Below are 25615 nucleotides of genomic sequence, written 5' to 3' on the forward strand. Positions count from 1 at the left end.
TGGACATGTGGCTGCCGATGGAAGAGCGCTGGCCATGGCCGGAGGTCTTTCGCACTGGCAAGCCCAGCCTGATCGAAGACATCCGCAATGTCCCGGCCTTTGCCTTGCGCGACCGCCTGCTGCCCATGGGCATCGTGACGGTTTTGCTGGTGCCGATGTTCGTTGCCGGCAGTCTTGAAGGCGCGATCGGCCTTCGCTTCGTCGAGAAGCGTCAGTTCGGCGCAGAAGAGATCGATCTGGCCCAGGCGCTTGCCAACCAGGCCATGCTGATGATCCAGGTTGCCCGCCTGTCGGCGCAAAGCCGCGAGACGGCGGTGATTGCCGAGCGCAACCGTATCGCGCGGGACATTCATGACACCCTTGCCCAGGGATTCACCGGCGTGATCGTTCAGCTGGAGGCCGCCGAGGATGCGAACCAGCAGGGACTTCCGAGAGAAGCCGGCGAGCATCTCAACCGCGCGCGCAATCTCGCTCGCGAGAGCCTCAATGAGGCCCGTCGCTCCGTCCAGGCGCTGCGCCCAGAGGCTCTGGACGCTAGCAATCTCAGTGGGGCGCTCGATACGTTGTTCGCCAAAATGACGGCAGGAACCGGACTGAAAGCGCAATTCACCATGCTTGGCGCGCCGCGTCCGTTGCCGTCGGAATGGGAGGAGAATCTCTTTCACATCGGCCAGGAGATAATGACCAATAGCCTGCGCCATGCGCAGGCGACGCGCTTTACGGCGAAGCTGATATTTCTGCCGGAGGAGGTTTGCTTCGACCTGCACGATAATGGGCGCGGCTTCGATCCTTCGAGCAAGAATGACGGATACGGCCTGCTCGGAATCAGGGAACGCGTTGAGGGAATGGGTGGAGGGCTGATCGTTCAAAGCTCTCAGGCAAGCGGCACTGCGGTGCGCATCACCTTGCCTTCGCAAGAGGCTCGACCATCATGACCGATACGCCAGCTGGCCAGATTCGAGTGCTGATAGCCGACGATCATGTGACGGTGCGCGAAGGCTTGACGGCAATCGTTGGCCGTCAGCCGGACATGGTCGTGGTCGCCGAAGCCGCAACCGGTCGCGACGCGGCCGATCTCTGGCGGCAGCATCGCCCCGATGTCGTGCTGCTCGACCTGCGCATGCCCGTGCTCGACGGTGTCGGCGCCATGATAGAGATCCGCCAGATAGATCCTTCGGCGCGCATCGTCGTGCTGACCACATTCGACACCGACCATGAGATCTCGCGCGCCATCAAGGCCGGCGCGCGAGGCTACCTGATGAAGGATGCGCAGCGCGAGGATCTGCTCGACTGCATCCGTAGGGTGCATGCCGGCGAGACCTGCATCCCCTCGCTGCTGGTGGCAAAGCTCGCGGCCGCCGTCAGCAGTGAGGAACTGACCGGCCGCGAGATGCATGTGCTGACCCTGTTGGCGCAAGGCAAGGGCAACAAGGAGATCGGCCTTAGCCTGCATATCAGCGAGACTACGGTGAAGTCGCATCTGCGCAGCATCTTTACCAAGCTGAACGTTCTCAGTCGGACCGAGGCAATCGCCGTCGCCAGCCGCCGCGGTCTGGTCCAGCTCTGACGGCTTGCGACCGCCGGACACCGCACACCGCGCAAGTCGATCGTTCGAAGGAACGAGGCCACGCCAGTCCGTTAGGTGCATCTGAATTTCCTTCGCCTCATCAATTTCGCCAGCAACCTGCATGGCGCATCCTGTCGCCGCAGGGGCAGGATGCGTTACCCCTCGGGAGAAGCGGGTGACCGGTCGAGCGATTGATCGTTTCAATAAGGCGGCCGCGGGCCAGGCGGTGGTTCCCGACATTGCCGCTCTGCAAGAGAGCCGCGTGCGGTCGCTGACCGGGGTCACTGTCGAGATCGCCGACCTTCATGGACCCGGCCGGCATCCCGAGGATCTTCGGTCAAAAAAGCCGCGTCTGACCGCGATACTGGAGCAGATCGGCGGCCATGCGGAGATACTGCTCTCGCCGTATTGCCCGGCGAATTCCGGCGCCGCCGGGTTCCAGACAGCAAATCATCTCACCTTCGTTCCTGCCGACACACCTCTCTGGCAGGTTGCCCAACGGTTTCACTACATTCGCCGGGTGATCATCGACTTCGATCTTCCTGTGCTCGGGGCGTGCTTTGGCGACGCCTTCGACCTCGCGACGTGCTTCGCACCGCGCGTGATGTTCAGGGACAATCGCATCCTCACGCTTGCCGAGCTGCTCGCGGATGCCTGTTGCGGCGCCTATGCAGACAGCCGCGCCTACGGCGACAGTCTTGCACTCGCGATTTCCTACAACCTGTTTCGGACCAACAGGCCGCGCGAGAAACGGGGTGGGCTTGCGCCCGCGCAACTCGCCCGCGTGGTCGCGGTCATGGAACGGAGCCTGCCCAACGCCGTCGTCCTGAGCGACCTCGCGGGGATGACCGGACTTTCCGAGGCCTATTTCAGCCGTGCCTTCAAGACGTCCACCGGCATGGCGCCGCATCGCTGGTATCTTGCCGCCAAGGTCCGGCGGGCGCAGGAGCTGCTTGTCAAAACAGGCGACGGCCTGGCAGCCGTGGCGCTTGCCAGCGGATTTGCCGACCAGAGCCATTTTTCGCGCGCTTTCCGCAAGATCACCGGCGTTTCGCCCGGCGCGTGGCGAAAGAACCACTGAAAAGGGCGGCGGTTTGGCCGCCGCCCTGAATGCTCCAACAGGCTCGTTCGCCGGTTCCAGTTATCCAGTCAGGCCTTCCTCGCTTCCCTCATGTTCGGCAGGAACACCGTCAGCAGGCCAAGGAACGGCAGGTAGGAGCAGATCTGGTAGACGAAATCGATGCCTTTCATGTCGGCGATGACGCCGAGCACGGCGGCGGCGATGCCGCCCATGCCGAAGGCGAAGCCGAAGAAGATGCCGGCGATCATGCCGACGCGGCCCGGTACCAGCTCCTGCGCGAAGACGACTATGTTGGAGAAGGCTGACGACAGGATCAGGCCGATCAGCACTGTCAGCACCATCGTCCATTCAAGGTTGGCGTAGGGCAGGGCGATCGTGAAAGGCAGCACGCCGACGATCGAGAACCAGATCATCGCCTTCTGTCCATAGCGGTCGCCGAACGGGCCGCCGAGCAGGATGCCCAGCGCCGAGGCGCCAAGGAACAGGAACAGCATCACCTGGCTCATCTGCACCGAAACGCCGAATTTATGGATGGCGTAGAAGGTGTAGTAGCTGGAGAGCGAGGCGATATAGGCGTTCTTGGTCAGCACCAGCAGCGTCAGCACGGCGAGCGCGCCCATCACCTTCTTGCGCGGGAAGGGCGAGACATGCGCGGCCTGCTTGCGGCTCGCCTGGGCGGCGCGCTGTCGGCTGTACCAGCCGCCGACGCGCCACAAGACGACGATGCCGATCAGCGAGCCGATGGTGAACCAGGAAATGCTGGTCTGGCCGAACGGCACGACGATGAAGGCGGCAAGCAGGGGGCCCATGGACTGACCGAAATTGCCGCCGACCTGGAACAGCGATTGCGCGAGGCCAAAGCGTCCGCCCGAGGCGAAGCGGGCGATGCGCGAGGATTCCGGATGGAAGACTGCGGAGCCGATGCCGATCAGCGAGGCGCCGATCAGCAGCAGCCAGTAGTGGCCGGCGTGAGCAAGCACCACCAGCCCGACCAGTGACGAGGCCATGCCCCAGGGCAGGGAATAGGGCATGGGTCGCTTATCGGTGACCATGCCGATCACCGGCTGCAGCAGCGAGGCCGTCACCTGGAAAGTGAAGGTCAGGAGGCCGATCTGCCAGAAATCGAGGCCGTAATTGCTCTTGAGCAGTGGATAGATCGCCGGCAGCAGCGACTGCATGATATCGTTGATGCCGTGGCAGAAGCTCACCGAAAGGATGACGGCGAAAGCCGTCGCTTGAGCCGAGGTGTTGCTTGCCGTCGCCGGCGCGGCGACGGAGGTGGCGGTCGTATCAGTCAAGGCAATGCTCCGTGGTCTTTTTGGCGGCGAACCGCAGGCCGCCTTATAGGCTCATTGCCAAGCGACTTCTTTCGTGGTTTGGTCCAATAGTTTCGCAAGTGGGCCACATCGATGCCGCATGGCCGGGAAATCTTCAGGGGCAGCGCCGCCGATCTCGGCCGGTTGCATGAAAGCCGCTGGCAGTGGCTGGAGCAGGCGGTCGGCCCCGCGGTGGCGCTGCCGACCGAATATCCGGACGGCTATCATGTGCCGCGGCATCGCCACAGCCGCAGCCAGCTGCTGCATGCGCTGGTCGGCGTCGTTCTGGTGACGACCAAGCATGGCCGCTGGATGGTGCCCCCCGACCACGCCATGTGGATACCGGCCGGCACCGAGCATTCCGTCGAGATGCTGGGCGATGTCTCTATGCGCTCGGTCTATGTCATGCCGGATGCCATTGCCGGCCTGCCGGAAGGCCTGCGGGTCGTCGGCATCACGGAACTTATGCACAGCCTGATCGTGGAATCCGAGAAGCTTCCGCAAGGCGGCGAGCTCGAAGGGCGCGGCGGGCTGATCATGGGGTTGCTGCTGCACGAGATCCCGAACCTGCCGGAGCGGCCGCTCGGCCTGCCTTTCCCGGGGGACGCAAAGCTGGCGGCACTTTGCCGGCGTTTCGTGGCCGCGCCTTCGCCGCACGCCACGATCGACGAATGGGCGGATGCTGCCGGCATGAGCCGGCGCTCCTTCACCCGCACCTTCCATCGCCAGACCGGGCTCTCGCTGTCGACATGGCGCCAGCAGGCTTGCCTGTTCGCGGCGCTGCCCAGGTTGGCCGACGGAGAGCCCATCACCAGGGTGGCGCTCGATCTCGGCTACGACAGCGTGCCGGCCTTCATCACCATGTTCAAGCGCATGCTTGGTGCCTCGCCGCGCGACTACATGCGCGGCGCGCGCGAGGCAGGCGAGGGTGTAAGGCGCTCGAGCGCCCCGGTTCGCGTGGAGAACGCGGCGCCTTAATCGAACAGGCTGGAGACCGACTCTTCCGTCGCGGTGCGCGAGATTGCTTCGCCCAACAGGTCGGCGATCGAGATGACGCGGATGTTGGGCGCGTCGAGCACGCCCTGCGTCGGCTGGATGGAATCGGTGATCACCAGTTCCTGGAGCTTCGAGCCGCTGATGCGGGCGACAGCTCCGCCCGAGAGCACGCCATGGGTGATGTAGGCCGTGACGCTGGTGGCGCCGTTGGCGAGGAGCGCGTCGGCCGCGTTGCAGAGCGTGCCGCCGGAATCGACGATGTCGTCGATCAAGAGGCAGTCCTTGCCGGCGACCGCGCCGATGATGTTCATGACCTCGGATTCGCCGGGACGCTCGCGGCGCTTGTCGACGATGGCCAGTTGCGCGTCGAAGCGTTTCGCAAGCGCGCGCGCCCGCACCACGCCGCCGATGTCGGGCGACACCACGACGACGTTGCCGAGCTGCTTGTACTTCGCCTTCACGTCGCGGGCCATCACCGGCACCGAGAACAGATTGTCGGTCGGGATATCGAAGAAGCCCTGGATTTGGCCGGCGTGCAGGTCGAGCGTCAGCACACGGTCCGCCCCGGCACGGGTGATCATGTTGGCGACGAGCTTGGCCGAGATCGGCGTGCGGCCGGAGGCGCGACGGTCCTGCCTGGCATAGCCGAAATAGGGGATGACCGCCGTGATGCGCCGCGCCGATGAGCGCATGAAGGCGTCCATCATGATGAGCAGTTCCATCAGATGGTCGTTGGTCGGATAAGAGGTCGACTGCAGGATGAAGACATCCTCGCCGCGCACGTTTTCCTGGATCTCGACGAAGATTTCCTGATCGGCGAAGCGCCTGACGCTGGCCTTCCCCAGCGGGATGTTCAGATAGCGAGCGACCGCCTCGGCCAGCACCCTGTTGGAATTGCCCGCGAAAAGCTTCATGCACCGTTCCTGGCGAAGGAGAGAGAGGCCGGAGAGACTCTCATGAGCCTTTTAAGCGGGCTTTTAGCGGCCCGTGCCGGTATTGCAAGCCTCCGTGATCGGGAATCCTTCAGCCGGGCGCAACAAAACGTCAACGGCATCGCAAGCCGGCAACAGTTCCGGACGGAAAGACCGCCACGCACATTCCTCGGAATCGCCCTAGCCCGCGCCGCCGCTGCCGAGCCAGGCGGCGAACTGGTCGATCGTCTGGTCCGCGATTGCCTGCATGGTCGCCGGCGCGACTGCCGGCCACCCTTCGCCGCTGCCGGTGGACGGTGATTTCTGCTGGCCGTTGATGCGGTGGAGGCGATTGCCCGAGGGGTCGTAGATATCCCAGACATAGATGACGGTGGTGTCCTTGCCCTCCGTCATCGTTGAAAAATAGCCCTTCAACACATGTGTCGCCGTCTGGTCGGTGCTGCCGACAAGCGTCAGGCCGCGCTGCTTGGCGCGCGTCTGCAATTCGGCGGTCAAGGGTGCCGCGGCTTCCACTGAGGCGCCGACGATCGGCGCCACCTGCAGCCGGGTCCTGGCAAGCGCGGCGATCTGGGCCGGCGTCGCGGGTGCCGAAGCTGCCGGCGCTGCCGGCGCCGCAATGGGAGCCGGCGAAGTCGTCGTCTGGGATGTGGCGGCCGACGTGGCCTGAGTAGCCGGCAAAGCCTGGGCCGAGCTCGCGGGCGGCTTGACGGCGGAAGGATCGAGGACATCCTTGGCGTTTGTGCAGGCAGCGAGCAACAGCGCCGCAAGCAATGACACGGTCGTCACCCGCGATCGTCTCATTTGCCCGAAACTCCCTAGTGGCGAACGCCCCCGCGTGAACCTGCCATTATGGATTCACTGCACGATCAAGTCGAGATCATGGCGCGATAGCGGCTTCGGCGCCGACTCCGTCGTGAGGTAGGTGCGCCCGAGCGTCATAGCGGTCTCCGTTTCGGAGTCCATGATGATCATATGGGCGAACAGCGTCATGTTCGGCGCGATCGGCTCGGGATTGCCCTGATAGAACATCGGCATGTCCATCCAGGACGGCGTGAAACGGGCGCCGAGCGAATAGCCACAGGCATTCAGCCGGTGCTTGGTCAGATTGTGCGCCTCGAGCGTGCGGGCATGGGCGTCGAAGACGTCGCCGAAAGTATTGCCGGGCGTCATCGCCTTCTCAACCGCAAGCAATGCGGCGCGGGCAGCGTCGAACAGTTCCTGATGGCGCTTGGAGACTTTGCCCGTCAAAACGGTGCGCATCATGGCGGCGTGATAGTGGTGGAAGACGCCTGCCCATTCGAGCGTCAGCTGGTCGTTCTTGGTGAGCTTGCGGCGTCCGGCCTTGTAACGGCAGAGCAGGGCATCGGCGCCCGAGCCGATGATGAATTCGTTTGCCGGATAGTCGCCGCCTCCGGCAAAGACGGCGCCTTGCATGGCGGCGAGGATCAATCCCTCGTCGCCGCCCTGCTTGATCAGCGGCAAGGCCGCATCGAGCGCGTCGTCGGCAAGGCTTGCCGCCTTCTCCGCCTTGACGATCTCGGCCGGGCTCTTGAACAGGCGCAGTCGGCCGACGATGCCCGAAGCATCGGCGATCTGGCCGAAAGTCTGCAATTGCTCGTCGACGCGGCGGCCGTTGTAGGCAGTGAGCCCATGGGTGTCGTATTCGACGCCGATGCGGGCGCCGAGCAGATCGAGGTCGTTGAGCAGGTTGCGCAGGTCGACCGCCGGGTTGGCGCCGTTGCGATCGGTCCACAGCACGATGTTGTCGATGGTCGAAGTGTGGCGCGCCTGCCTGAGATCGGCCGAGCGGGTCAGCAGCACCATCGAGCCGTCGGCCTTCACCACCAGGCATTGGAAGAAGCAGAAGCCGAAGGTGTCGTAGCCGGTCAGCCAGTACATGCTTTCCTGCGCGAACAGGAGCACGGCGTCGAGCTTCTTTTCGGCCATCTCGATGAGCAGCCTGTCACGCCGCGCGTCGAATTCCGAACGTTCGAAATGCAGCGCCATTATTCTTTCTCCAACACGATTGCTGAAACCTGGCGCCCGTAATCCGCTTCCTTGCGGTGGGTTGTGCGCCGATAGGAATAGAAAAGGTCTTCTTCCGCGTAAGTGCAGCGGCCAAGGCCTTCGGCGGTCACGCCGGCCTTGCTGAGCCGGTCGACCGTATATTGGTTGAGGTCGAACATGGAATGCCCAGGGTTCACCGATGGCTTGAAGTAGCGTTCGTTGCCGGCCTCGGCCTCGATAAAGCGGGCGACGAATTCCGGCCCGACCTCGTAATTGGCCGGGCCGATCGACGGGCCGAGCACGGCGACGATGCGGTCGCGGCGGGCGCCGAGGCCTTCCATCGCGGCGATTGTGTTTTCGAGCACGCCGGTGAACGCGCCTTTCCAGCCAGCATGCGCGGCGCCGACGATGCGTGCTTCGGTGTCGGCGAATAAAACCGGTCCGCAGTCGGCGGTCGAGGCGCCGACGGCGATGCCCGGACGGTCGGTGACAATGGCGTCGGCCTTAGGCCGCGGGCCAGCGAACGGCTCCCTGGCGACGATGACATCCGGGGAATGAATCTGGTGAGCGGTGAGCAGATGAGTTGCCGGTACGCCCATCCAGTCGGCGACACGGCGCCGGTTTTCGGCCACCAGCGCCTGATCGTCATCGGAGCCGGCGCCGGTGTTGAGCCCCTGGTAGATGCCGCTGGAGACGCCGCCGATGCGGGTGAAATAGCCGTGGCGGATGCCTGGCATCTTCTCAAGGAGCGGTGAGCGTACTGGATCGGGCTTGGTCTGATTCAGCATGGTAGGGTTTGTCGACCGCGCAGGACGGTTTCGTCAAGGCGAAGTTGGGAGAAGGAACCGGACCAGCCTGCGATCGTGTCGAACGACATCAGGTCTTTTTCGAAACGGACCGGATCTTCAGGACCTTGAAAAGTTCGCCCATGGCATCAGGGCCGGCAAGACGTTCGACGGCATCGGAAATGGCTTGCCGTGTCGGGCCGTCGGCATTGGCGCCCAGGGAGCCGGCACGTTCGAGCAGGCCCAGGCCGAGCAGGAATTCGCCCTGGGTGGTCAGCTCCGTTTCGAGGCCATGCGCTTTGACGGCTGATGCGAGCGCGGCGAAATCGACATGGGCGGTGAGATCCGCTTCGCCGGGATTGGCCAGCACATTCTCGTGTTCGTGCTTGCGCAAGGCCTGCAACGTGTCGCCGATACCCGGCCGCAGATGGCCGTAGTCGATGAACAGACCCGCCCCGCCTCGGGCAGCGATGGGACCGGCGATCGCCGACATCAAGGCGGTGCGCGCCGGCGCCACCTCTGCGATCGCGCCTTGCGGCGCGTCGGTCGCGTCATCGGGCAGCAGTGCGGCTTCGACGGAGCCGGCACCGGCGAAGAACTGGAGGTTGTCGTCGTCGTCGAGCCCGACCATGCGTTCGCGCCAGTCCGCGCCGGCATGCACGAACTGCCGGATGGGCACTGCGTCGAACAGCTCATTGCCGACGATGAACAGCGGTCGGTTCGGCAGGGTGTCGATGGTCTGGTGCCAGTCCAGTCTTGCGCTCTGACTGCTGAGCGTTTGCTTTTGAATTTCGGCCAGGCGAGGGCTGGTTTCGATCATCGCAAAAGACGCGCCAGCCGTCAGCGTGGGGTCGAGCCGCGACCATGTGCGCAGCATGTCCTTCATCAGCGTGCCGCGGCCGGGGCCGATCTCGGCAAAGGTCGAAGGCTGAGGCCGGCCGGAGTCGTTCCAGGCCTGGTAAAGCCAGACCGCAACGAGCTCGCCGAACATCTGGCTGATCTCCGGCGCGGTTATGAAATCGCCGGCCGCGCCAAAGGGTTCTCTGGTGGTGTAGTAGCCGTGCTCGGGATCGAACAGGCAAAGCGCCATGTATTCGCTGACCGGGATCGGCCCAACCGCGCCGATCAGGCCGGCGATGCGGTCCTTCAGCCCGGTCATGCCGCCTGGGGCTGTTGTGCCAGCGGCTTCGCGGTGGCCATGGCCCAGATGCCGGCCAGCACCATCGGTGAGGACAGGATCATGCCCATGGTCAGCCAGTTGGTGCCAAGCAGATAGCCGAGTTGCTGGTCGGGCTCGCGGAAGAACTCGACGAAGATGCGCGACAGCCCGTAGCCGCAGATAAAGGCGCCACCGACGAAGCGCGGCGTCTTCAGCTTGAGACGTGAGTGAGTGAGGAAACGCAGCACCAGGAACAGCACCAGCCCTTCAAGCAATGCTTCATAGAGCTGGCTGGGATGGCGGGTGAACGGTCCGCCGTTGGGAAACTCGATTGCCCAAGGCACGTTCGAGGGCCTGCCCCAAAGTTCCGAATTGATGAAGTTGGCGACGCGCACGAGGCCCAGCCCGACCGGCACGCCGGCCGCGACGACGTCGAACAGCGTCCAGGTGCGAATCTTGCGGTTGAACGAAAACAGCGTCATGGCCAGGATCACGCCAAGCAGTCCGCCATGGAACGACATGCCGCCCTGCCAGACGGCGAAGATGTCGAGCGGATGCGCGATATAGCGCGGCAGATCGTAGAAGAGCACATAGCCGGTCCGCCCGCCGAGCACCACGCCGATGGCCGCCCAGACGATGAAATCGTCGAGGTCCTCCGGCTTCATCGGCAGGTTGCCGTCCGGCCAGAGGCGAGGTGTGGTGACGAGGCGCTTGGCGTACCACCAGGCAAAGAGGATGCCGACGATGTAGCCGACGCCATACCAGTGCACGGCCAGCGGGCCGATCTGGACGATGACCGGATTGATGTTGGGGAAGGGCAGGGAGGCCAGCGGCAGCAGGAAATATTCGCTCAAACTGGGGTCTCCCGGTTGCGGTCGTCTGTCGGGCGCGGACCATGCGGCAGGGTTTTGGCGGGGTCAAGGCAGAGCCGGGTGCGGTTTTCGGCCGCTTCGGGCAGGCCAGTGCCAGTGAGCCCGGGTATGTCGAGAAGCCGCAGAAGATCGCGACACGCTTGCAATCCTCGTCGCGCGCCACTACGTCAAAATTGAGCAAGCGAGGATCTGCCATGTCGACCGGACCGAACCGCATTCTCGATGAATTCGCCAAGCTGATGACCGACGCCGCCGGCGCCGCGCAAGGTGTCCGGCGCGAAGTGGAGACTGCCTTCCGCGGCCAGGCGGAGCGCATGCTCAACTCGATGGACGTGGTGCAGCGCGAGGAATTCGAAGCGGTCCGCGAGATGGCCGTGAAGGCGCGGGAAGACAACGTCCAGCTCGCGGCGCGCGTCGAGGCCCTCGAGGCGAAGCTTGCCGAATTGACCGGACCGGCCGCACCTGAGGCTGCTGCGAAGCCCCGCACGAAAAAATAATCATTAAACTTTTCCACAAAGCGCGACCCGAAAAATCGCTTTGCCGTGAATCCCTTACCAGCGTTGCATGAATCTTCGTGACAGCGCCTTTCCACATGCGAATGACGCAGTGCGAAAAATTGGGCTGTTCACGCGACTCCCGATCAATAGACTGAATTTGTTGCATGATTCGAAGCAGGATCATGCGCCGGGCGGTGGGGTCCGGTTGGGGTCTTTGCGTTTGGAAAGTCCTGGCCGTCCGAGTTCTAGACAAGATTGTTCGTTGTGCGTGCCCTCTCTCGCGGAGCGTGTGGCGGCGCTCTCAGAACGACAGGAAGCATTCATGGAACTCCTCGAACTCGAATTATCCCGCGAAATCCACCCGGTGGATGTCATCGAACAGGTGGCCCACAACAATGACTGGTCCTTCGAACGCGCCGGCGACGACGAGATTTCGATTTCGGTGACCGGCAGCTGGACCGACTACCATGTCTCCTTCTCCTGGATGGAGGATTTCGAGGCATTGCATCTGGCCTGCGCCTTCGACATCAAGGTGCCCGAGACGCGTGCGCTCGAAGTGATGCGGCTGTTGTCCCTGATCAACGAACAGCTGCTGTTCGGTCATTTCGACCTGTGGGAGCAGGAGGGCGCGATCATGTTTAGGCAGTCGCTGCTGCTCGCTGGTGGGGTCGAGCCGTCGAGCCAGCAGGTCGAGGTGCTGCTGTCGTCCGCGCTCGAAGCCTGCGAATGCTACTTCCAGGCCTTCCAGTTCGTCGTCTGGTCGGGCACGTCAGCCAAGGATGCGCTCTCGAGCGTGCTCTTCGAGACGCACGGAAACGCCTGAACGCCACTGGTATCGCCAATGAGTTCCAGCAAAGAGCGAAAGCCCGAGATCAGCTTTGCCGATTTCGATCGTGTCGACATCCGTGCCGGCACGATCGTCGAGGCCGAGCCGTTTCCGGAAGCGCGCAAGCCGGCGTTCAAGCTCAAGATCGATTTCGGCCCGGTCATCGGCGTGAAGAAGTCATCGGCGCAGATCACCAAATATTATGCGCCGGAGACGTTGGTCGGCCGGCAGGTCTTCGCGGTGGTCAATTTCCCGCCGCGTCAGATCGGCCCGTTCATGTCGGAAGTGCTGACGCTCGGATTCCCGGATCAGGAGGGCGACGTCGTGCTCGGCGCCATCGAGCGCAAGGTTCCGGACGGCGGCCGCCTGTTCTGATCCGCGAAGACGCTGCGAAGCGGCCCGGTTTTCACAGCTGCTCGGAATAGGACTTGATCGCCATCCTATAGATTTGGCAGGCCTCGGCGATCCTGGCGACCTCACAATATTCATCGGTCTTATGGGCCATCGAAGGCTCTCCCGGTCCGCAGATCACCGTATCGATATTTCCCAGCGCCGGTGTGAGGATGGACGCGTCGGTAAAGTAGTTCGCGGTCTTGATGTCTGCGGCAAAACCCGTGGCGGCAAAATGCGAGTGCTGAAAGCGACGCATTTCCGGCCTGACCGGATCCGTCCACACTGCCGCGAGATCGACGAGCGGAGCGAGTTCGCAGTCGACTCCAAGCGTGAACGCAAGCTGGTCGAGCACCTTGTCGTGCCTCATGCCAGGCAGAGTGCGCACATCGATGGTCAGCTCGGCATAATCGGGAACCGAGTTGATGTTGGCGCCACCGCCGACGGTGCCGACATTGAGCGTGGCCTGGCCCATCACCGGATGGCGGGTTTCGTTGAACTCGAAGGCCTTCAGTTTCAAGGCCGCATCCGCAATCCTGTAGATTGCGTTGTCGCCGAGATGCGGCATGGCGCCATGCGCGGCGCGGCCGTGGCAGCATGCTTTCATCCAGAGCGCGCCCTTGTGCCCGGCAAGCATCTCGTTGGCCGTTGGTTCGGCGACCACCAGCAGGCCGGTCTCGCCGAGCATCCGATCCGCCACCAGCGCCGATGCGCCTTCGCATCCAGTTTCCTCGCCACCGGTGATCACGATGGTAACGCCGCTGGTCTCCCGCAAGAACTCGATTTCGGCGATGGCGGCCGCGACGATCGCAGCAACGCCGGCCTTCATGTCGGAAGAGCCGCGCCCGTAGAGCCTGCCCTCGACGATCTCGGCGCCGAGCGGATCATATGACCAGTCCGCGTGGCCGAACGGCACCGTGTCGACATGGCCGGTGAACATGATCGGCTTCACGCTGCCGGAGCGGGGCTTTATCCGAGCAACCAGATTTGCCCTCTTCGGGCCGAATTCCTGAATGGCGGTGTCGAAGCCGTGGCCGGCGAGCAGGTCAGCCACCAGGACGATGCAGTCGAGCTCGTGACCTGGAGGGTTGCGCGTGTCCAGGCGAACCAGTTGTTGCGTCAACGCGACAGGGTCGATTTGCATCGCGCCCATCAATACCAGCCGCGCTTGTGGTTGCTGCCGAGCATTTCGGCATAGGCGTCGGTGCGGCGGTCGCGCAGCGCCTGGTTGAAGGCGTTCCAGTTGCGCTTGCGGCGGGCGTCGGCAAGGTTGGCCTTGGCGATCAGGATCTCCTCACCGTCGGGGCTCGCCGGCCCAGCGATCGGCCAGCCGGTGTGGCTTACGATCAGGCTCTGGCCGATGAAGGGCTGGCCGCGCTCTGTACCGACGCGGTCCGCCGCGGCGACAAACACCGAATTGGAGTGCGCCGCCGCCATGACGATGATGTTGGCCATGGCCTCCCGCTTCGGATCCTGACCAGGAATCGGGACCCAATTGGTCGGAACACAAAGGATTTCGGCGCCCTGCAATGCCGCGAGCCTGAAACTTTCCGGGAACCAGCAATCGTAGCAGATATGGCAGCCGATGCGGCCGAGAGGCGTGTCGAAGACCGGGAAGCCCAGATCGCCCGGCGAGAAGTACAGCGCCTCGTCGGCCCAGAGATGCATTTTGCGGTAGCGGCCGATCAATCCGTCCGGGCCGATGATCGCCGCTGTGTTGAACAAATCGTTGCCCGCACGCTCGGTGATGCCGGCGACGATATGGACACCGAGCCTGGCGGCAGCCTCCATCCAGGCCCTGGTCGTCGGGCCGTCCGGTATCTCCTCGGCCAGGGCACGGGCTTCCGCACGGGTTTGAAAGACGTAGCCGGTGTTGCAGAGTTCCGGCAGTACGATCAGTTCCGCGCCTTGCCGCGCCGCGCTTTCGATCAGCGCCACCGACTTTGCGACATTCGCTGCGGTCTCGCCGAAGCGCGGCTCCATCTGAATGCAGGCGACTGTGACTTCCGCTTCCCGAACGTGGCTCGTCATCCGCATTTTCCTTCCCTCGCGACGCCAGGACGGCGAGACTTGCCGCCTGGCTTTCTTTCCGAAGTCGAACTTTAAGCCGGTCAACCGGCCTTCGTCAGCCAGCCGAGCACGTTGCGCCAGAGCGTTGCATAGCCCGGCCATTCATAGAAGGATGCCGGCAGCCAGTGCGGGCTGAGATCCGATGTCCAGGCGAAGGTGCGGCCCTTGCCGTAGCTGCCCGTGACCAGCAGCGGATGTCCGCCCATTTCCTGCGGCAGACTGGCGAGCAATTCGACGCCCTCGGCCTGTCTGACCTTCACCTCGTTGGCGCCAAGCAGGATTGGCCACTGGCCGTCGAGCCCGGCGAGGATCGGATGGCCGGACTTCGTTTCGACGACGGCGCTGAAGCCCTCGGGAATCTCAAGCCGGTCGTCGTGCGGCAGGCAGGTGACCGGTAGCACGTCCTCAACCGGCGTGCGATGCCAGCGGGCGCGTCCGTCAATGCCCTGGAAGGAGAAGTAGCCGCCGATCATGCCGAGACCACCGCCGGCCTCCGTCCACTGCTTCAGAAGCTTCAGCCGGTTCGCCACGGGCTTGCCGTGAAGCCAGACATCGGGATGCAGCAACAGGGAGTTCGCGCCGATGTCGGACAGCAGGATGGCGTCGTAGGCATTCAGCCCGTCGAGGTCGAACGGAAGCTTTTCCACCGCCTCATGGGCGGGCATATGGGTGAGCTCGAATTCGCTGCCCTCGAGCGCCTTGGTCAGGGGCGCTGCCCCTGAATGAAAGGTGACACTGCCGAATTGGTCGAAGCCCTTGAAGTGGGTCGCCGCGCTCAGCCAGGTCTCTCCGACCAGCAGCACCTTCTTTCTTTCATTCGACACGACCGGAATCTCCTTCATGGCAATACGCTAGGCTGTTCGCGAATAGGCTCGCAACATACTTTCTGAACCGTTTCAGATAAACAAACTGCCGCCTGTTGTCTTGTTTTGCAATAGGGGTGTGACGAAATTTTTCCCCATTGACAGAAATGTCTGAACCGGTTCAGGATCAATGCGCCGAGTTTCAAAAACCAAAAATCTCGATAAGAGGAGAACACAGACATGACATTCACAAGGCGCAGTTTCACGGCCGCCGCGCTGGTCGCGGCCATCAGCACGTTGGGGATCGCGATCGCCCCCGCGAATGCCAAGGATCTGACCAAGCTCACCTTCATCCAGGAGTGGCCGACGCCGGACGGTTTCTGGGTGCCGTGGATCCTCGGGAACAAGAAGGGCTTCTATGCGGAGGAGGGGATCGACCTCGAGATTGTCGTTCCGCCGACGGTCGCCGACACCATGAAGTTCCTTGGTACCGGCAGGGCCCAGGTCGCCTTCACCACCGTGATGGACGTGATCTTCGCAAAGGAGCAGGAGGCGCCGGTCACCGCTATCGCCCGCTACGGACGCGGCAACAACTGGGGCATATTAAGCGCTCAAGGCTCGCCGCTGAAGGTTCCAGAGCTGAAGGGCAAGACGATCGGCATCTACAACGACGCCTGGACGAAGGCGCAGCTCACCATGATGCTCGCCGATGCCGGCCTCAAGCTCGACGACGTCAACACCGTCGCCGCCAGCGACGACACGGTCCCGCTGCTGCTGCAGAAGAAGGTCGACGCCATCACCGGCATCACCAATGCCGAGGGCACGGAAATGTTCACCACGGGCGACGAGAAGGCGGAATTCATCGCGGCCACGGACCACGGAGTGCCGAATACGCCGATCTTCATGATCGCCGGCAATGACGACTGGCTGAAGGCCAACCCCGACGTGGCCAAGGCCTTCCTGCGCGCCACGAAGAAGAGCATAGAATATGCCGCCGCGCATCCGGACGAAGGCATTGCCGCCTTCACGGAACTCTATTCCAAGGCCTATGACGAGAAGTTCATCACCCAGCAGTGGAAGGACACCGTTCCGCTGTTCGGTGAGATGGGGCCGGACCTGATGGTCATGAACGATGCCGACTGGGTCTCGCTGCTCACCGCCCTGAAGAAGTTCCAGGTCGTCGCCGCCCCGCTGGCGTCGTCCGCCTACTACACGAACCAGTACCTTCAGTAGGAGTCACCTATGGCCGCCGCCGCAATTCACCGCGTCGTACCCGCATGGACCTATCGTCCCGGGCCCGACGTTTCGGACTCTCCTCCACCCGGACTTGTGAGGGCGCAGGCCCTCGCAAAGGGCGCGGCGGCGGCCGGCCTGGCTTCGGTGAAGCCGAGCATAACCGAGAAGGACGTCGAACTGGCGGTCAGCGCCTACCTCATCGACAACGACGTCGAACATGTCTGGACGATCACCAACATAGGCCTCGGCGAGAACACCAGGGTCTGTTTCCCGACCAACCCTCCAACGGATCTGGCCGCCGCCGAGCGCGACGTGCTGATGGTCGACGTGCATCCCATCACCGCAGACGGTTCGTGGGGCGATTGTACCCGTTGCAAGGTCGTAGGCGACTATCCCGAGGCGGAACAGGCGCTGCGCGACCTCGAGAAACTCCACTACGAGATCCTGCCCAAATGCCGCCCAGGCATGCCGGCCAACGAACTGTTCGGTATGACCCATGATCGCTTGGTGGCGGAAGGCTTCGTGCTGCTCGACCTGCTCGCCAATATCGGCCACTCTCTGACCGCGGGCGCGGCCTATCTCCACCAGTTCATTGACGCGGGAAATTCCACGCCGATGTGGGGCGCATGGGCGATCGAGCCGTTTGCCGCCCGCGGCGACATCGCGGTCAAGGTCGAGGACCTAGTCTGGTTCGGCCGCGAACGCTGCATTGTGCTCTAGGATCGAGACCTGATGTCGGCCAAGCTTTCGCTCCAGAATATTTCCCAGCGCTTCGGCGAGACCCAGGCGCTGGCCTCGACCAATCTCGATATCCAGCCGGGTGAATTCGTCTCCGTCGTCGGCCCCTCGGGCTGTGGCAAGAGCACGATGTTCAACATCATCGCTGGCGTCCTCAATCCGACCGAAGGCAAGGTGAAGATCGACGGCAAGGATGTTTCCGGCCGCGCCGGCCATGTCGGCTACATGCTGCAGAAGGACCTGCTTCTGCCTTGGCGCACCGTCATCGACAACATCGTGCTGGGCGCCATCCTCAAGGGCGGCGCCAGCATGGCCCAGCGCGCCGAAGGGGTGGCGCTGGCACGGCGCTACGGTCTCGGCGATTTCATCAACCATTATCCGTCGGCGCTGTCCGGCGGCATGCGCCAGCGCGTGGCCTTGATGCGAACTTTGGCCATGCATCACGACGTGATGCTGCTCGACGAGCCGTTCGGCGCGCTGGACTCGCAGACGCGGCTGTCCATGCAGCAATGGCTGCTCAGCGTCTGGGCGCAGGAAAAGCGCACCATCGTCTTCGTTACCCACGACATAGACGAGGCGGTGCTGCTGGCCGACCGTGTCGTGGTGATGACACCACGGCCGGGCCGCATCAGGGAAATCCTTCCGGTGCCGATCGAACGCCCGCGACCGATGTCTTGTCTGACCAGCCCGGAGTTCAGCAGGCTCAAGGCGCACATACTCGACCTGATCTACTCGGATGGCACCACCGCCAATCCATTCGAAACGGAGGCCGCCCATGGCTAACGGGATTTCGCGAAACACCGTCTTGCAGGTGGCCTATCCTGTGATCGCGCTGGTGCTCGTCGTGGCGCTTTGGGCCTTCCTGGTCTCGGCCTTCCAGATCCCGCGCTACGTGATGCCTTCGCCCATGCAGGTTCTGGCGCACATCCAGTCCGACTGGCAGGCGCTGCTCAACGGCTTCGGCATCACCTTCTTCGAATTCCTTCTTGGCTTCATCGTCGGCGCCGGTTCCGGTTTCGTCTTCGCGGTGATGATGGACGCCTCGAGCTCGGTGCGCGGCGTGCTCTATCCCGTGCTGATCGCCAGCCAGGCCATCCCAGTCGTCGCCATCTCGGCGGCGCTGACCATCTGGCTTGGCTTCGGCCTTGCGCCCAAGCTGGTCATCGTGGCTCTGGTTGTCTTCTTCCCGGTGGTGGTCAACGTGCTCGACGGCCTCGCTTCCGTTGATCGCGACGTGCTCAATCTGGTGCGCTCGATGGGCGCCTCGAAGATGAACACCTTCAGGCACGTCAAACTGCCGGCGACCTATTCGCCGCTGTTTTCGGCACTCAAGCTTTCGGCGACGTTCAGCGTCACCGGCGCGGTGATCGCCGAATGGACCGCGTCGACCAGCGGCGGGCTCGGCGCCTACCTGCTGCAGGCGAATTCGCGGCTGAACACCGCCGGAACTTTTTCAGCGATTGCCTTCCTTGCGGTGCTGGGCGTCGTCAGCTTTCTACTTGTCGTGCTGGCGGAGTATCTGTTAACCCCTTGGAAGTCGTCTTCGAAAGCGCGTGCCTGGTCGCGAACCTACTGGCGAGATCCGTCACCGTTACCCAAAGCCAGAGCAATTCCAGGAAAAGTGTGAAGCGGTTTTCCGTTAGGAATTGCGTCAAACAGAGAGAGGGAGCGTCATCGTTTCTGTGAAACGATCACGCTCCAGAACCAGGACGCCCCGCGGACATGACCCTCGGCACGAAAGCCCCTCGCAACGGCCGCCCGACGATCCGGGACGTTGCGCGGGAGGCTGGCGTTTCGATCGGCACGGTCAGCGCCGTTATAAACGACCGAGGGCAGGTCGCCGAGGACACCAGGCGCCATGTGCTGCGGCTGATCGCGGAGCTCGGCTTCGAGCCTAACAACGCGGCCCGCAGCCTCAAGCACGGACGCATCTCCTCGATAGGCTTCGTCGTTCCCGATCTGCAGAACCCGTTCTTCGCCGACGTAGCTGAGGGCGTGCAGCGCGGCATTGGCAACAACGACATCCTGCTCGTGCTGTGCGCCACCTGGTCGAAGACCGAACGCGAGGAGTATTTCGCCCGCATCCTGCGCACCCAGCGCCTGGGCGGCGTCATCTATCTGAGCGGTTCCGGCCTGCCCAGCCCCTCGCTTCTCGAACTCGCCAGGGCAGGGCTGGTCGTCTTCGTCGACGAGGTGCTGCCAGGGATGGACGTGCCGTTCGTCAGCTCCAACAACCTTGCCGGCGCTCGTGCGATCGCCCGCCATGTGCTCGACTGCGGCCATCGCCACCTTGCCATCGTCGGCGGGCCGTCGCGGCTATGGACCAGCGAACAGCGCCTGGCGGGTTTTCGGGAGTCGATCGCCGCCGCGGGACTGGATCCCGACGTCGTCCCCTATGTCGCCGGCGACTACAGCGAGCGTTCCGGCTACCTCGCCGCGGGCCAGCTCCTTTCGGGACCCAAGGAGAACTGGCCGACGGCGATCTTGAGCGCCAACGACCTCATGGCCATGGGCGTGATGCGCTATTGCCGCGAGAGCGACATCGCCATTCCCGGTCGGCTCAGCATCACCGGCTTTGACGATATCTCAGCGGCCGAATTCCTGCTGCCGTCGCTGTCCAGCGTTGCCCAACCTGGAATGGAGATGGGACGCGCAGCGGCCGAACTGCTGCTTTTCCGGACCGGCGTCCGCGAGGAGCCGCCATCCACCACCTATTTCCAGACTTCGGTGCGGATACGCGACTCGGTGGCGAGGATAGCTCCCCGGGCATAGCTCGCGCCGGGTAGAGCCTTTCAGGCCGCCAGCTTGCGCGGCGTTCCCAGCGCTTCCCCGACCGTGTCGAGGAACATTTCAGCGCAGGCTTTCCAGCTGTAGCGCATGGCGCGCTGGCGGGCTTCGGCGCGGTCGACTTCAAGCGCCTTCAGCGCGGCCTCGCGCAAATCTTGCGACACCGCCCCGCCGACGCCGTCGCCGACGATGTCGATCGGCCCGGTCACGGGATAGGCGGCGACCGGCGTCCCGCTTGCCAGCGACTCGATGATGACGTTGCCGAAAGTGTCGGTGCGGCTTGGAAAGACGAAGACATCTGCCGATGCATAGATCTCCGCCAGCTCGTCGTTGGGTCGGTGGCCGAGGAAGTGGACGTTCGGATAGCGCGTCTTGAGTTTTGCCAGCTCCGGTCCCTCACCGACCAGAACCTTGCTGCCCGGCAGATCGAGGTCCAGAAACGCGGTCAGGTTCTTTTCGATCGCGACGCGACCGACGCAGAGGAAGACGGGACGGGGAAAGCTCGTATCCTTGCGCTTGTCCGGCCGGAAATGATCGGTGTCGACGCCGCGCGTCCACGGCCGCAGCTTGTTGAAGCCGCGCGAGGCGAGATCGTCCGCCAGCGACTGCGTGGCGACCAGCGTGCCTTGCCCGGAATTGTGGAAGTCGCGCAGCCAATTGTAGGCCCAGCTCTCCGGCACCGGCACGCGGGCGCTGAGATATTCGGGAAAGCGCGTGTGATAGCTGGTGGTGAAGGGGCGGCCCACTTTGCGGCAGTAGCGGCGCGCCATGATGCCCAGCGGCCCTTCGGTAACGATGTGGATGTGGTCGGCCTTGCGCGCATCTATCAGCCGCGCGACATGACCCGGCGTCGTCAGCGCCAGGCGGATGTCGGGATAGGTCGGCAGGGGCAAGGTGCGGAAGAGGTTCGGGGTGAGGAAGTCGACGTCGACGTCGAAGGATTTCAGCGCTTCGGTCAGCCGTTCCAGCGTGTGGACGACGCCGTTGACCTGCGGCCGCCATGCGTCGGTGACCATCAGGATGCGCATGCCGATCCTTTGGAAAGGTTCTTGAACGCGTTGGCACGATGGCGGAACGGCGACCAGCCCGCGGCTCTCGCATCGGTCCAGCGAACCCTTGCGGGCACTGGATCGAAGCGGGGCGGCAGGGCCGAATCTATAAGGGTCGCGCGCTTCATGCGCGCTCTTGATCATGGTTTCATGACGGGCGCATGAAGGCCGGCCTGTCGCGATTTACGCAGGGACCTTGATGACCGCGCGCAGGCCGCCTCGCGGGCTGTCCTCGAGATTGATATCGCCGCCATGGCTGCGCGCGATGTCGCGGGCGATCGACAGGCCGAGGCCGGTGCCGCTGGAATCCAGGTTGCGCGCTTCGTCGAGGCGCAGGAACGGCTTGAAGACCTCTTCCCGCTTGTCGGGCGCGATGCCGGGTCCGTCATCGTCGATGATGACGGTGAGCGAGCCGCGGCCGTGATTGGCGCTGACCTCGACGGTCTTGGCGTAACGAAAGGCGTTGCCGATGACGTTGGACAACAGCCGGGCAAAGGCGTTGGGGCGCACATGCACCGTCGGATCGCCGGTCAGCGTGGTCGACAGCCTGCATTTGCGCAATTGCGCTTCCTCGCCGAGCTTCTGGAAATAGGCATCGAGATCGAAGCGGCCGGTGTCCTCCGCCGCCTCGCCACGGGCAAAAGCCAGATAGCCTTCCAGCATCGACTGCATGTCGTCGATGTCCTGGTTGAGCGCGGCCTTGGTTTCGGCCTTGCCGCCTGCCAGCGCCAGCTGCAGCTTGAAGCGGGTGAGGATGGTCCTGAGGTCGTGGCTGACACCGGTCAGCATGGCGGTGCGCTGCTCGATCTGGCGCTCGATGCGCTCGCGCATCTGGATGAAGGCGAACCCGGCGCGACGCACTTCCTCCGCGCCACGCGGGCGGAAATCGCGCGGCATAGGGCGGCCCTTGCCGAAGCTTTCGGCGGCCTCGGCGAGCGTCAGGATCGGCCTTATCTGGTTGCGCAGGAAGGGGATGGCGATCATCAAGAGCACGAGCGAGGTGCCGACCATCCAGATCAAAAAGATATGCGTGTTCGAGGCATAGGCCTGGCTGCGGCGGACGAAGACGCGCAGCACCTTGCCTTCCAGCTGGACACGGACCTCGACTATGTTGGAGTTGCCGACCGTGTCGATCCAGAACGGGCGGTTGATCTGCCGGGTGATCTCCGACGACAGCGCCTCGTCGAGGATCGAGAAGAATGGCTTAGGCCCGGGTGGCGGCAGCGGATCGGGCGGCAGCAGATCGACCTTCAGCTGCATGCGGTCCTGGGCGATACGGATGATGTTGGCGTAGTCGGCGTCGTGCGGATAGGTCTCCATCATGTCGATGATGGCGGCGATGTCGCGCACGGTCGCCTGCGACAGGCGCTGGGTGACGGTCTGCCAGTGGCGTTCCATGAAGACGAAGGCGACGACCGACTGCAGCAGGATCATCGGCGCGATGACGATGATCAGCGAGCGGGCGTAGAGCCGCTTCGGCATGTAAAGCGCGACCAGGCGCCAGAACCTGTTCCAGGCGCGCGGCATCGCCCTCAGCGTCCGCATCGCGAGATCGCCGAGGCCGCCTCCTTTCGGCTGTTCCAGTTGCGTGGTCGCCATTCGCCTTCCGTCGTCGATGGCCGTTCAGCAAAGGCCCATCGGGGACATTTTATTCCACGCTGAGCCGATACCCAATACCTCGCACCGTCTGTAGCCACACTGGATTGGACGGATCGCGCTCGATCTTGCGGCGCAGCCGGTTGATCTGCACATCGATGGTGCGCTCGCCGACATCCGATTCATCGCCGACGAGCTCGTGGCGGGGGATCGTCTCGCCCGCCCGCGCGGCGAAGATCGCCAGGATCTCCTGCTCGCGGTCGGTCAGTTTCAGCGCCTCGCCGCCGCGTTTCAATTCGCGCTTGGCGATCTGGAAAGTGTAGGGTCCGAACACCAACTGCTCGACCTTGGGCGTCACCGCCGGGCCGCCGCGGCGCAAGATGTTGTTGATGCGCAGGATGAGCTCGCGCGGGTCGAAGGGCTTCGGCAGATAGTCGTCGGCGCCCGCCTCCAGCCCGGTGATGCGGCTGTCGGTCTCGGACAGCGCCGTCAGCATCAGGATCGGCACGTTCTTCTCGGCGCGCAGCGCCTTGGTGAGGTCGACGCCGGTCTCGCCGGGCATCATCACGTCGAGAACCAGCAGGTCGAAGTCGAGCCCGGCGAGCTTGCGCCGCGCCTCGTTCGAATTGCCGGCAACGGTGACGCGAAAGCCGTTCTCGGACAGATACTGCTTGAGCAGATTGCGGATGCGCGTGTCGTCATCGACAACCAAAAGATGCGGCGCGTCGTCATCGGGCGCCGCCGGTTGATCAACCTTCTCAATGGTCTCCATGGTTCTTCCCCGATGTTTGCGCAGGCACAATGTCGATCTGCGCTCTTAGTTCCGGATTGACCATTGCCTCCAGGAACCGTTCGATCGTGGAGCGTTCGACGGCTCCCGAATCCTCCAATGCAGCACGGATGCGGCGCGACTGTGGCCGCGCCAGCGCCAGCGCCAGCGCCCGGCCCTTGGCGGTCGGGTAGAGCTCGCGCTGCCGCCGGTCGCGAGGGCCCTGCAACTGGACGATGTGATCGGTGTCGATCAATTGCTTCAGCACCCGTGCCAGGCTCTGCTTGGTGATCTTGAGCACATCGAGCAATTCGGCAACCGTCAGGCCCGGCCTGCGGTTGACGAAGTGCAGGACGCGATGGTGGGCGCGGCCGAAGCCATAGTCGGCGAGGATCTGGTCGGGATCGGAGGTGAAATCGCGATAAGCGAAGAAAAACAGTTCGATGATGGCGAAGTCGATGCCGTCCTCTTCGGTGATCGCCGTCCTGATCGGTTTCCCGGTCGAGTGGCTGCGTTCGATCATTTCTTCTCCATGCGAAACGGAATTACGTCAGTATTGTTGACGTAATTTTCGCGCAATGATAATTTTTGACAAGCTTTTCGGCGGATTGCGAACGAAAAGGCAAGCGGAAACCGTTTTTCCGGAACTTCCTGAGTTTGCCACAGGTTGAATATCCGCCTACGCTTCGTGGTCACGGCCAACGTCGCGGACCTCGTGGCGTGGCTGACATGAAACGCTATTGATAACAACGATATGCGGGCAATCGCCCGCGGGAGGTTCCCATGGCATCCGTTCCTTTTGACCAGTTGGACGGCTTCATCTGGATGAACGGCGAGTTCGTCAAATGGGCTGACGCCAAAATCCATGTCCTGACGCACGGCCTGCACTATGCCAGCGCGGTCTTCGAGGGCGAGCGCGCTTATGGCGGCCAGATCTTCAAGCTCACCGAGCACAATGAACGCCTGCATGAATCGGCGCGCCTGCTCGGGTTCAGGATTCCCTATTCGGTAGCCGAGATCGATGAGGCCTGCCGCACGCTTCTGAAAAAGCAGGGTTTCCAGGACGCCTACGTGCGGCCGATCGCGTGGCGCGGCAGCGAGCAGATGGGCGTTTCGGCGCAGAACAACCGCATCAACTGCGCCATCGCCATCTGGCAGTGGCCGAGCTATTTCGATCCGGCGCAGAAGCTGAAAGGCATCCGCCTGGACCTGGCGGAATGGCGCCGGCCCGACCCGCGCACCGCGCCGTCGAAGTCGAAGGCCGCCGGCCTTTACATGATCTGCACCTTGTCGAAGCATGCCGCCGAGGCGAAAGGCTATGCCGACGCCATGATGCTCGACTGGCGCGGCCAGGTGGCGGAAGCCACCGGCGCCAATATCTTCTTCGTCAAGGATGGCAAGATCCATACGCCGACGCCGGATTGTTTCCTCGACGGCATCACCCGCCGCACGGTGATTGGCCTTGCCAAGGACCGTGGCTTCGAGGTGATCGAGCGCGCCATCATGCCGGAGGAACTCGAGGGCTTCGAGCAATGTTTCCTCACCGGCACGGCGGCCGAAGTCACACCGGTCTCGGAGATCGGCCCATACCGATTCGAGGTCGGCGAGATCGCCAAGACATTGATGAACGACTATTCTGCTGCAGTGCAACCAAAGCACGCGATCGCCGCAGAATAACGATAGTCACAGCTTTTTTATGCAGTGGGGGCGGTTTTCGGGCCGCCCCTTTTATTTAAGCGCGCGCGCATTTGACTTTCCCCGGATTCGGCGTCTCATGTTGACGTCGGCCCCGGGAGGCTGGCAGCTATGGAGGGACTAGTTACATGGATACCAACACGCTCGTTGCTATCGTTGTACAGGTAATTGCAGGTGTTGTCGGCGGTCAGGCAGTAGGCGCGGCGCTGAAGCAGGCAGCGATGGGTCAGCTGACCAAGGTCCTCGGGGGCGCTATCGGCGGCGTCGGTGGCGCGGCCATTCTCGGCAGCCTGCTTGGCGGCGGCGGGGTCGACGCGGCAGCTGCTGCTGGCGGCCTGGGCAGCGCCATTGATCTGAAGAACATTGTGGGTGGCGCAGGTGGCGGCGCCATTTTGACCGGCATCATCGGCGCGGTCATGGGCGCGATGAACAAGTAAGCGCTCG

The 25615-nt window shown here is 63.4% G+C and carries 28 protein-coding genes; 14 read left to right on the forward strand and 14 right to left on the reverse strand.

The features are described from left to right. The 3 genes from Q0L57_RS01590 to Q0L57_RS01600 all read left to right on the forward strand — a co-directional run. Window positions 1–935 (forward strand): sensor histidine kinase (locus Q0L57_RS01590; protein WP_296736799.1); only part of this gene is annotated, 935 nt, incomplete at its 5' end. Continuing rightward, window positions 932–1567, forward strand: coding sequence for a response regulator transcription factor (locus Q0L57_RS01595; protein ID WP_296736802.1), 636 nt, complete (start codon window positions 932–934; stop codon window positions 1565–1567). The genes Q0L57_RS01590 and Q0L57_RS01595, both read left to right, overlap by 4 nt. 121 nt (window positions 1568–1688) lie before the next feature. Continuing rightward, window positions 1689–2648, forward strand: coding sequence for an AraC family transcriptional regulator (locus tag Q0L57_RS01600; protein WP_296736804.1), 960 nt, complete (start codon window positions 1689–1691; stop codon window positions 2646–2648). A gap of 68 nt (window positions 2649–2716) precedes the next feature. Here Q0L57_RS01600 and Q0L57_RS01605 read toward each other — a convergent pair whose 3' ends face one another. Beyond that, entirely contained in the window at window positions 2717–3946 is a 1230-nt protein-coding gene (locus tag Q0L57_RS01605; protein WP_296736806.1) for an MFS transporter, read from the reverse strand. Between the two features lie 111 nt (window positions 3947–4057). On the opposite strand from Q0L57_RS01605, the gene Q0L57_RS01610 reads away from it, so the two are divergent. Beyond that, window positions 4058–4942, forward strand: a complete 885-nt coding sequence (locus Q0L57_RS01610) for a helix-turn-helix transcriptional regulator (protein WP_296736809.1) — start codon at window positions 4058–4060, stop codon at window positions 4940–4942. On the opposite strand, the gene Q0L57_RS01615 is transcribed toward Q0L57_RS01610, so the two are convergent. From Q0L57_RS01615 to lgt, 6 genes are all read right to left on the reverse strand, one after another. Next, window positions 4939–5874: a ribose-phosphate pyrophosphokinase gene (locus tag Q0L57_RS01615; RefSeq protein WP_296736812.1), complete on the reverse strand. Its 936-nt coding sequence runs from the start codon at window positions 5872–5874 to the stop codon at window positions 4939–4941. The two genes, Q0L57_RS01610 and Q0L57_RS01615, sit on opposite strands and share 4 nt — an antisense overlap. Window positions 5875–6072: 198 nt before the next feature. Next, the gene (locus tag Q0L57_RS01620; protein WP_296736814.1) at window positions 6073–6693 is read right to left on the reverse strand and encodes a hypothetical protein; all 621 of its coding nucleotides are present in this window, start codon (window positions 6691–6693) and stop codon (window positions 6073–6075) included. Window positions 6694–6747: 54 nt separating this feature from the next. Beyond that, window positions 6748–7899 (reverse strand): Xaa-Pro peptidase family protein, encoded by a 1152-nt coding sequence (locus tag Q0L57_RS01625; RefSeq protein WP_296736816.1) that lies wholly within the window; start codon window positions 7897–7899, stop codon window positions 6748–6750. After that, entirely contained in the window at window positions 7899–8687 is a 789-nt protein-coding gene (gene pgeF / locus Q0L57_RS01630; protein ID WP_296736818.1) for a peptidoglycan editing factor PgeF, read from the reverse strand. Before pgeF ends, Q0L57_RS01625 begins: the two co-directional genes overlap by 1 nt. A gap of 88 nt (window positions 8688–8775) precedes the next feature. Next, window positions 8776–9843 carry a class I SAM-dependent methyltransferase gene (locus tag Q0L57_RS01635; RefSeq protein WP_296736820.1) on the reverse strand — a complete coding sequence of 356 codons (1068 nt, stop codon included), beginning with the start codon at window positions 9841–9843 and terminating at the stop codon, window positions 8776–8778. Continuing rightward, window positions 9840–10697, reverse strand: coding sequence for a prolipoprotein diacylglyceryl transferase (gene lgt / locus Q0L57_RS01640; RefSeq protein ID WP_296736823.1), 858 nt, complete (start codon window positions 10695–10697; stop codon window positions 9840–9842). Before lgt ends, Q0L57_RS01635 begins: the two co-directional genes overlap by 4 nt. A gap of 212 nt (window positions 10698–10909) precedes the next feature. On the opposite strand from lgt, the gene Q0L57_RS01645 reads away from it, so the two are divergent. The 3 genes from Q0L57_RS01645 to Q0L57_RS01655 all read left to right on the forward strand — a co-directional run bounded on the left by Q0L57_RS01645 (window position 10910) and on the right by Q0L57_RS01655 (window position 12413). Further along, window positions 10910–11212 carry an accessory factor UbiK family protein gene (locus Q0L57_RS01645; protein WP_296736824.1) on the forward strand — a complete coding sequence of 101 codons (303 nt, stop codon included), beginning with the start codon at window positions 10910–10912 and terminating at the stop codon, window positions 11210–11212. Between the two features lie 322 nt (window positions 11213–11534). Beyond that, window positions 11535–12035 carry a YbjN domain-containing protein gene (locus tag Q0L57_RS01650; protein ID WP_296736827.1) on the forward strand — a complete coding sequence of 167 codons (501 nt, stop codon included), beginning with the start codon at window positions 11535–11537 and terminating at the stop codon, window positions 12033–12035. A gap of 18 nt (window positions 12036–12053) precedes the next feature. Then, on the forward strand, window positions 12054–12413 hold the full coding sequence (locus tag Q0L57_RS01655; RefSeq protein WP_296736829.1) for a tRNA-binding protein: 360 nt from the start codon (window positions 12054–12056) through the stop codon (window positions 12411–12413). A 31-nt stretch (window positions 12414–12444) separates the two neighbouring features. Here the strand turns inward: Q0L57_RS01655 and Q0L57_RS01660 are convergent, their stop codons facing one another. The 3 genes from Q0L57_RS01660 to Q0L57_RS01670 form a co-directional block, all read right to left on the reverse strand. Further along, complete coding sequence (locus Q0L57_RS01660; protein WP_296736832.1) at window positions 12445–13581, reverse strand: M20 family metallopeptidase; 1137 nt, start codon at window positions 13579–13581, stop codon at window positions 12445–12447. Further along, a complete protein-coding gene (locus Q0L57_RS01665; protein WP_296736835.1) occupies window positions 13581–14465 on the reverse strand; it encodes a nitrilase family protein in 885 nt (294 codons plus the stop codon). Before Q0L57_RS01665 ends, Q0L57_RS01660 begins: the two co-directional genes overlap by 1 nt. A 74-nt stretch (window positions 14466–14539) precedes the next feature. Then, window positions 14540–15322: a glutamine amidotransferase gene (locus Q0L57_RS01670; protein ID WP_296736840.1), complete on the reverse strand. Its 783-nt coding sequence runs from the start codon at window positions 15320–15322 to the stop codon at window positions 14540–14542. Between the two features lie 219 nt (window positions 15323–15541). Between Q0L57_RS01670 and Q0L57_RS01675 the strand changes: the two genes are divergently transcribed. The 5 genes from Q0L57_RS01675 to Q0L57_RS01695 all read left to right on the forward strand — a co-directional run bounded on the left by Q0L57_RS01675 (window position 15542) and on the right by Q0L57_RS01695 (window position 20047). After that, the gene (locus tag Q0L57_RS01675; RefSeq protein WP_296736843.1) at window positions 15542–16534 is read left to right on the forward strand and encodes an ABC transporter substrate-binding protein; all 993 of its coding nucleotides are present in this window, start codon (window positions 15542–15544) and stop codon (window positions 16532–16534) included. A 9-nt stretch (window positions 16535–16543) separates the two neighbouring features. Beyond that, complete coding sequence (locus tag Q0L57_RS01680; protein WP_296736846.1) at window positions 16544–17257, forward strand: M24 family metallopeptidase; 714 nt, start codon at window positions 16544–16546, stop codon at window positions 17255–17257. Between the two features lie 12 nt (window positions 17258–17269). Further along, complete coding sequence (locus Q0L57_RS01685) at window positions 17270–18058, forward strand: ABC transporter ATP-binding protein (RefSeq protein WP_296736850.1); 789 nt, start codon at window positions 17270–17272, stop codon at window positions 18056–18058. Further along, window positions 18051–18902 carry an ABC transporter permease gene (locus tag Q0L57_RS01690; protein ID WP_296736853.1) on the forward strand — a complete coding sequence of 284 codons (852 nt, stop codon included), beginning with the start codon at window positions 18051–18053 and terminating at the stop codon, window positions 18900–18902. Before Q0L57_RS01685 ends, Q0L57_RS01690 begins: the two co-directional genes overlap by 8 nt. Window positions 18903–18997: 95 nt before the next feature. Continuing rightward, window positions 18998–20047 carry a LacI family DNA-binding transcriptional regulator gene (locus tag Q0L57_RS01695; protein WP_296736856.1) on the forward strand — a complete coding sequence of 350 codons (1050 nt, stop codon included), beginning with the start codon at window positions 18998–19000 and terminating at the stop codon, window positions 20045–20047. Between the two features lie 20 nt (window positions 20048–20067). Here Q0L57_RS01695 and Q0L57_RS01700 read toward each other — a convergent pair whose 3' ends face one another. The 4 genes from Q0L57_RS01700 to Q0L57_RS01715 all read right to left on the reverse strand — a co-directional run bounded on the left by Q0L57_RS01700 (window position 20068) and on the right by Q0L57_RS01715 (window position 23999). After that, on the reverse strand, window positions 20068–21090 hold the full coding sequence (locus tag Q0L57_RS01700; RefSeq protein ID WP_296736859.1) for a glycosyltransferase family 1 protein: 1023 nt from the start codon (window positions 21088–21090) through the stop codon (window positions 20068–20070). Between the two features lie 204 nt (window positions 21091–21294). Further along, complete coding sequence (locus Q0L57_RS01705) at window positions 21295–22710, reverse strand: ATP-binding protein (protein WP_296736861.1); 1416 nt, start codon at window positions 22708–22710, stop codon at window positions 21295–21297. Window positions 22711–22759: 49 nt separating this feature from the next. Then, window positions 22760–23479 carry a response regulator transcription factor gene (locus Q0L57_RS01710; RefSeq protein WP_296736864.1) on the reverse strand — a complete coding sequence of 240 codons (720 nt, stop codon included), beginning with the start codon at window positions 23477–23479 and terminating at the stop codon, window positions 22760–22762. Further along, window positions 23466–23999, reverse strand: a complete 534-nt coding sequence (locus tag Q0L57_RS01715; RefSeq protein ID WP_296736866.1) for a MarR family transcriptional regulator — start codon at window positions 23997–23999, stop codon at window positions 23466–23468. The genes Q0L57_RS01710 and Q0L57_RS01715 overlap by 14 nt, the downstream gene beginning before the upstream one ends. A gap of 260 nt (window positions 24000–24259) precedes the next feature. On the opposite strand from Q0L57_RS01715, the gene Q0L57_RS01720 reads away from it, so the two are divergent. Next, on the forward strand, window positions 24260–25153 hold the full coding sequence (locus tag Q0L57_RS01720) for a branched-chain amino acid aminotransferase (RefSeq protein ID WP_296736869.1): 894 nt from the start codon (window positions 24260–24262) through the stop codon (window positions 25151–25153). Window positions 25154–25299: 146 nt separating this feature from the next. Continuing rightward, window positions 25300–25608 (forward strand): hypothetical protein, encoded by a 309-nt coding sequence (locus tag Q0L57_RS01725; protein WP_296736871.1) that lies wholly within the window; start codon window positions 25300–25302, stop codon window positions 25606–25608. Window positions 25609–25615: the final 7 nt, after the last annotated feature.

This window comes from Mesorhizobium sp., assembly GCF_024509055.1.
Taxonomy (GTDB): domain Bacteria; phylum Pseudomonadota; class Alphaproteobacteria; order Rhizobiales; family Rhizobiaceae; genus Mesorhizobium.

Coding starts and splice junctions, on each gene's coding strand:
- Q0L57_RS01720 (WP_296736869.1), top strand. CDS start 24,260: ATGGCATCCGTTCCTTTTGACCAGTTGGACGGCTTCATCTGGATGAAC.
- Q0L57_RS01655 (WP_296736829.1), top strand. CDS start 12,054: ATGAGTTCCAGCAAAGAGCGAAAGCCCGAGATCAGCTTTGCCGATTTC.
- Q0L57_RS01620 (WP_296736814.1), bottom strand. CDS start 6,693: ATGAGACGATCGCGGGTGACGACCGTGTCATTGCTTGCGGCGCTGTTG.
- Q0L57_RS01665 (WP_296736835.1), bottom strand. CDS start 14,465: ATGCGGATGACGAGCCACGTTCGGGAAGCGGAAGTCACAGTCGCCTGC.
- Q0L57_RS01685 (WP_296736850.1), top strand. CDS start 17,270: ATGTCGGCCAAGCTTTCGCTCCAGAATATTTCCCAGCGCTTCGGCGAG.
- Q0L57_RS01700 (WP_296736859.1), bottom strand. CDS start 21,090: ATGCGCATCCTGATGGTCACCGACGCATGGCGGCCGCAGGTCAACGGC.
- Q0L57_RS01625 (WP_296736816.1), bottom strand. CDS start 7,899: ATGGCGCTGCATTTCGAACGTTCGGAATTCGACGCGCGGCGTGACAGG.
- Q0L57_RS01660 (WP_296736832.1), bottom strand. CDS start 13,581: ATGGGCGCGATGCAAATCGACCCTGTCGCGTTGACGCAACAACTGGTT.
- Q0L57_RS01695 (WP_296736856.1), top strand. CDS start 18,998: ATGACCCTCGGCACGAAAGCCCCTCGCAACGGCCGCCCGACGATCCGG.
- Q0L57_RS01595 (WP_296736802.1), top strand. CDS start 932: ATGACCGATACGCCAGCTGGCCAGATTCGAGTGCTGATAGCCGACGAT.
- Q0L57_RS01610 (WP_296736809.1), top strand. CDS start 4,058: ATGCCGCATGGCCGGGAAATCTTCAGGGGCAGCGCCGCCGATCTCGGC.
- Q0L57_RS01650 (WP_296736827.1), top strand. CDS start 11,535: ATGGAACTCCTCGAACTCGAATTATCCCGCGAAATCCACCCGGTGGAT.
- Q0L57_RS01690 (WP_296736853.1), top strand. CDS start 18,051: ATGGCTAACGGGATTTCGCGAAACACCGTCTTGCAGGTGGCCTATCCT.
- Q0L57_RS01600 (WP_296736804.1), top strand. CDS start 1,689: ATGGCGCATCCTGTCGCCGCAGGGGCAGGATGCGTTACCCCTCGGGAG.
- Q0L57_RS01725 (WP_296736871.1), top strand. CDS start 25,300: ATGGATACCAACACGCTCGTTGCTATCGTTGTACAGGTAATTGCAGGT.
- Q0L57_RS01710 (WP_296736864.1), bottom strand. CDS start 23,479: ATGGAGACCATTGAGAAGGTTGATCAACCGGCGGCGCCCGATGACGAC.
- pgeF (WP_296736818.1), bottom strand. CDS start 8,687: ATGCTGAATCAGACCAAGCCCGATCCAGTACGCTCACCGCTCCTTGAG.
- Q0L57_RS01645 (WP_296736824.1), top strand. CDS start 10,910: ATGTCGACCGGACCGAACCGCATTCTCGATGAATTCGCCAAGCTGATG.
- Q0L57_RS01705 (WP_296736861.1), bottom strand. CDS start 22,710: ATGGCGACCACGCAACTGGAACAGCCGAAAGGAGGCGGCCTCGGCGAT.
- Q0L57_RS01715 (WP_296736866.1), bottom strand. CDS start 23,999: ATGATCGAACGCAGCCACTCGACCGGGAAACCGATCAGGACGGCGATC.
- Q0L57_RS01615 (WP_296736812.1), bottom strand. CDS start 5,874: ATGAAGCTTTTCGCGGGCAATTCCAACAGGGTGCTGGCCGAGGCGGTC.
- Q0L57_RS01680 (WP_296736846.1), top strand. CDS start 16,544: ATGGCCGCCGCCGCAATTCACCGCGTCGTACCCGCATGGACCTATCGT.
- Q0L57_RS01635 (WP_296736820.1), bottom strand. CDS start 9,843: ATGACCGGGCTGAAGGACCGCATCGCCGGCCTGATCGGCGCGGTTGGG.
- Q0L57_RS01675 (WP_296736843.1), top strand. CDS start 15,542: ATGACATTCACAAGGCGCAGTTTCACGGCCGCCGCGCTGGTCGCGGCC.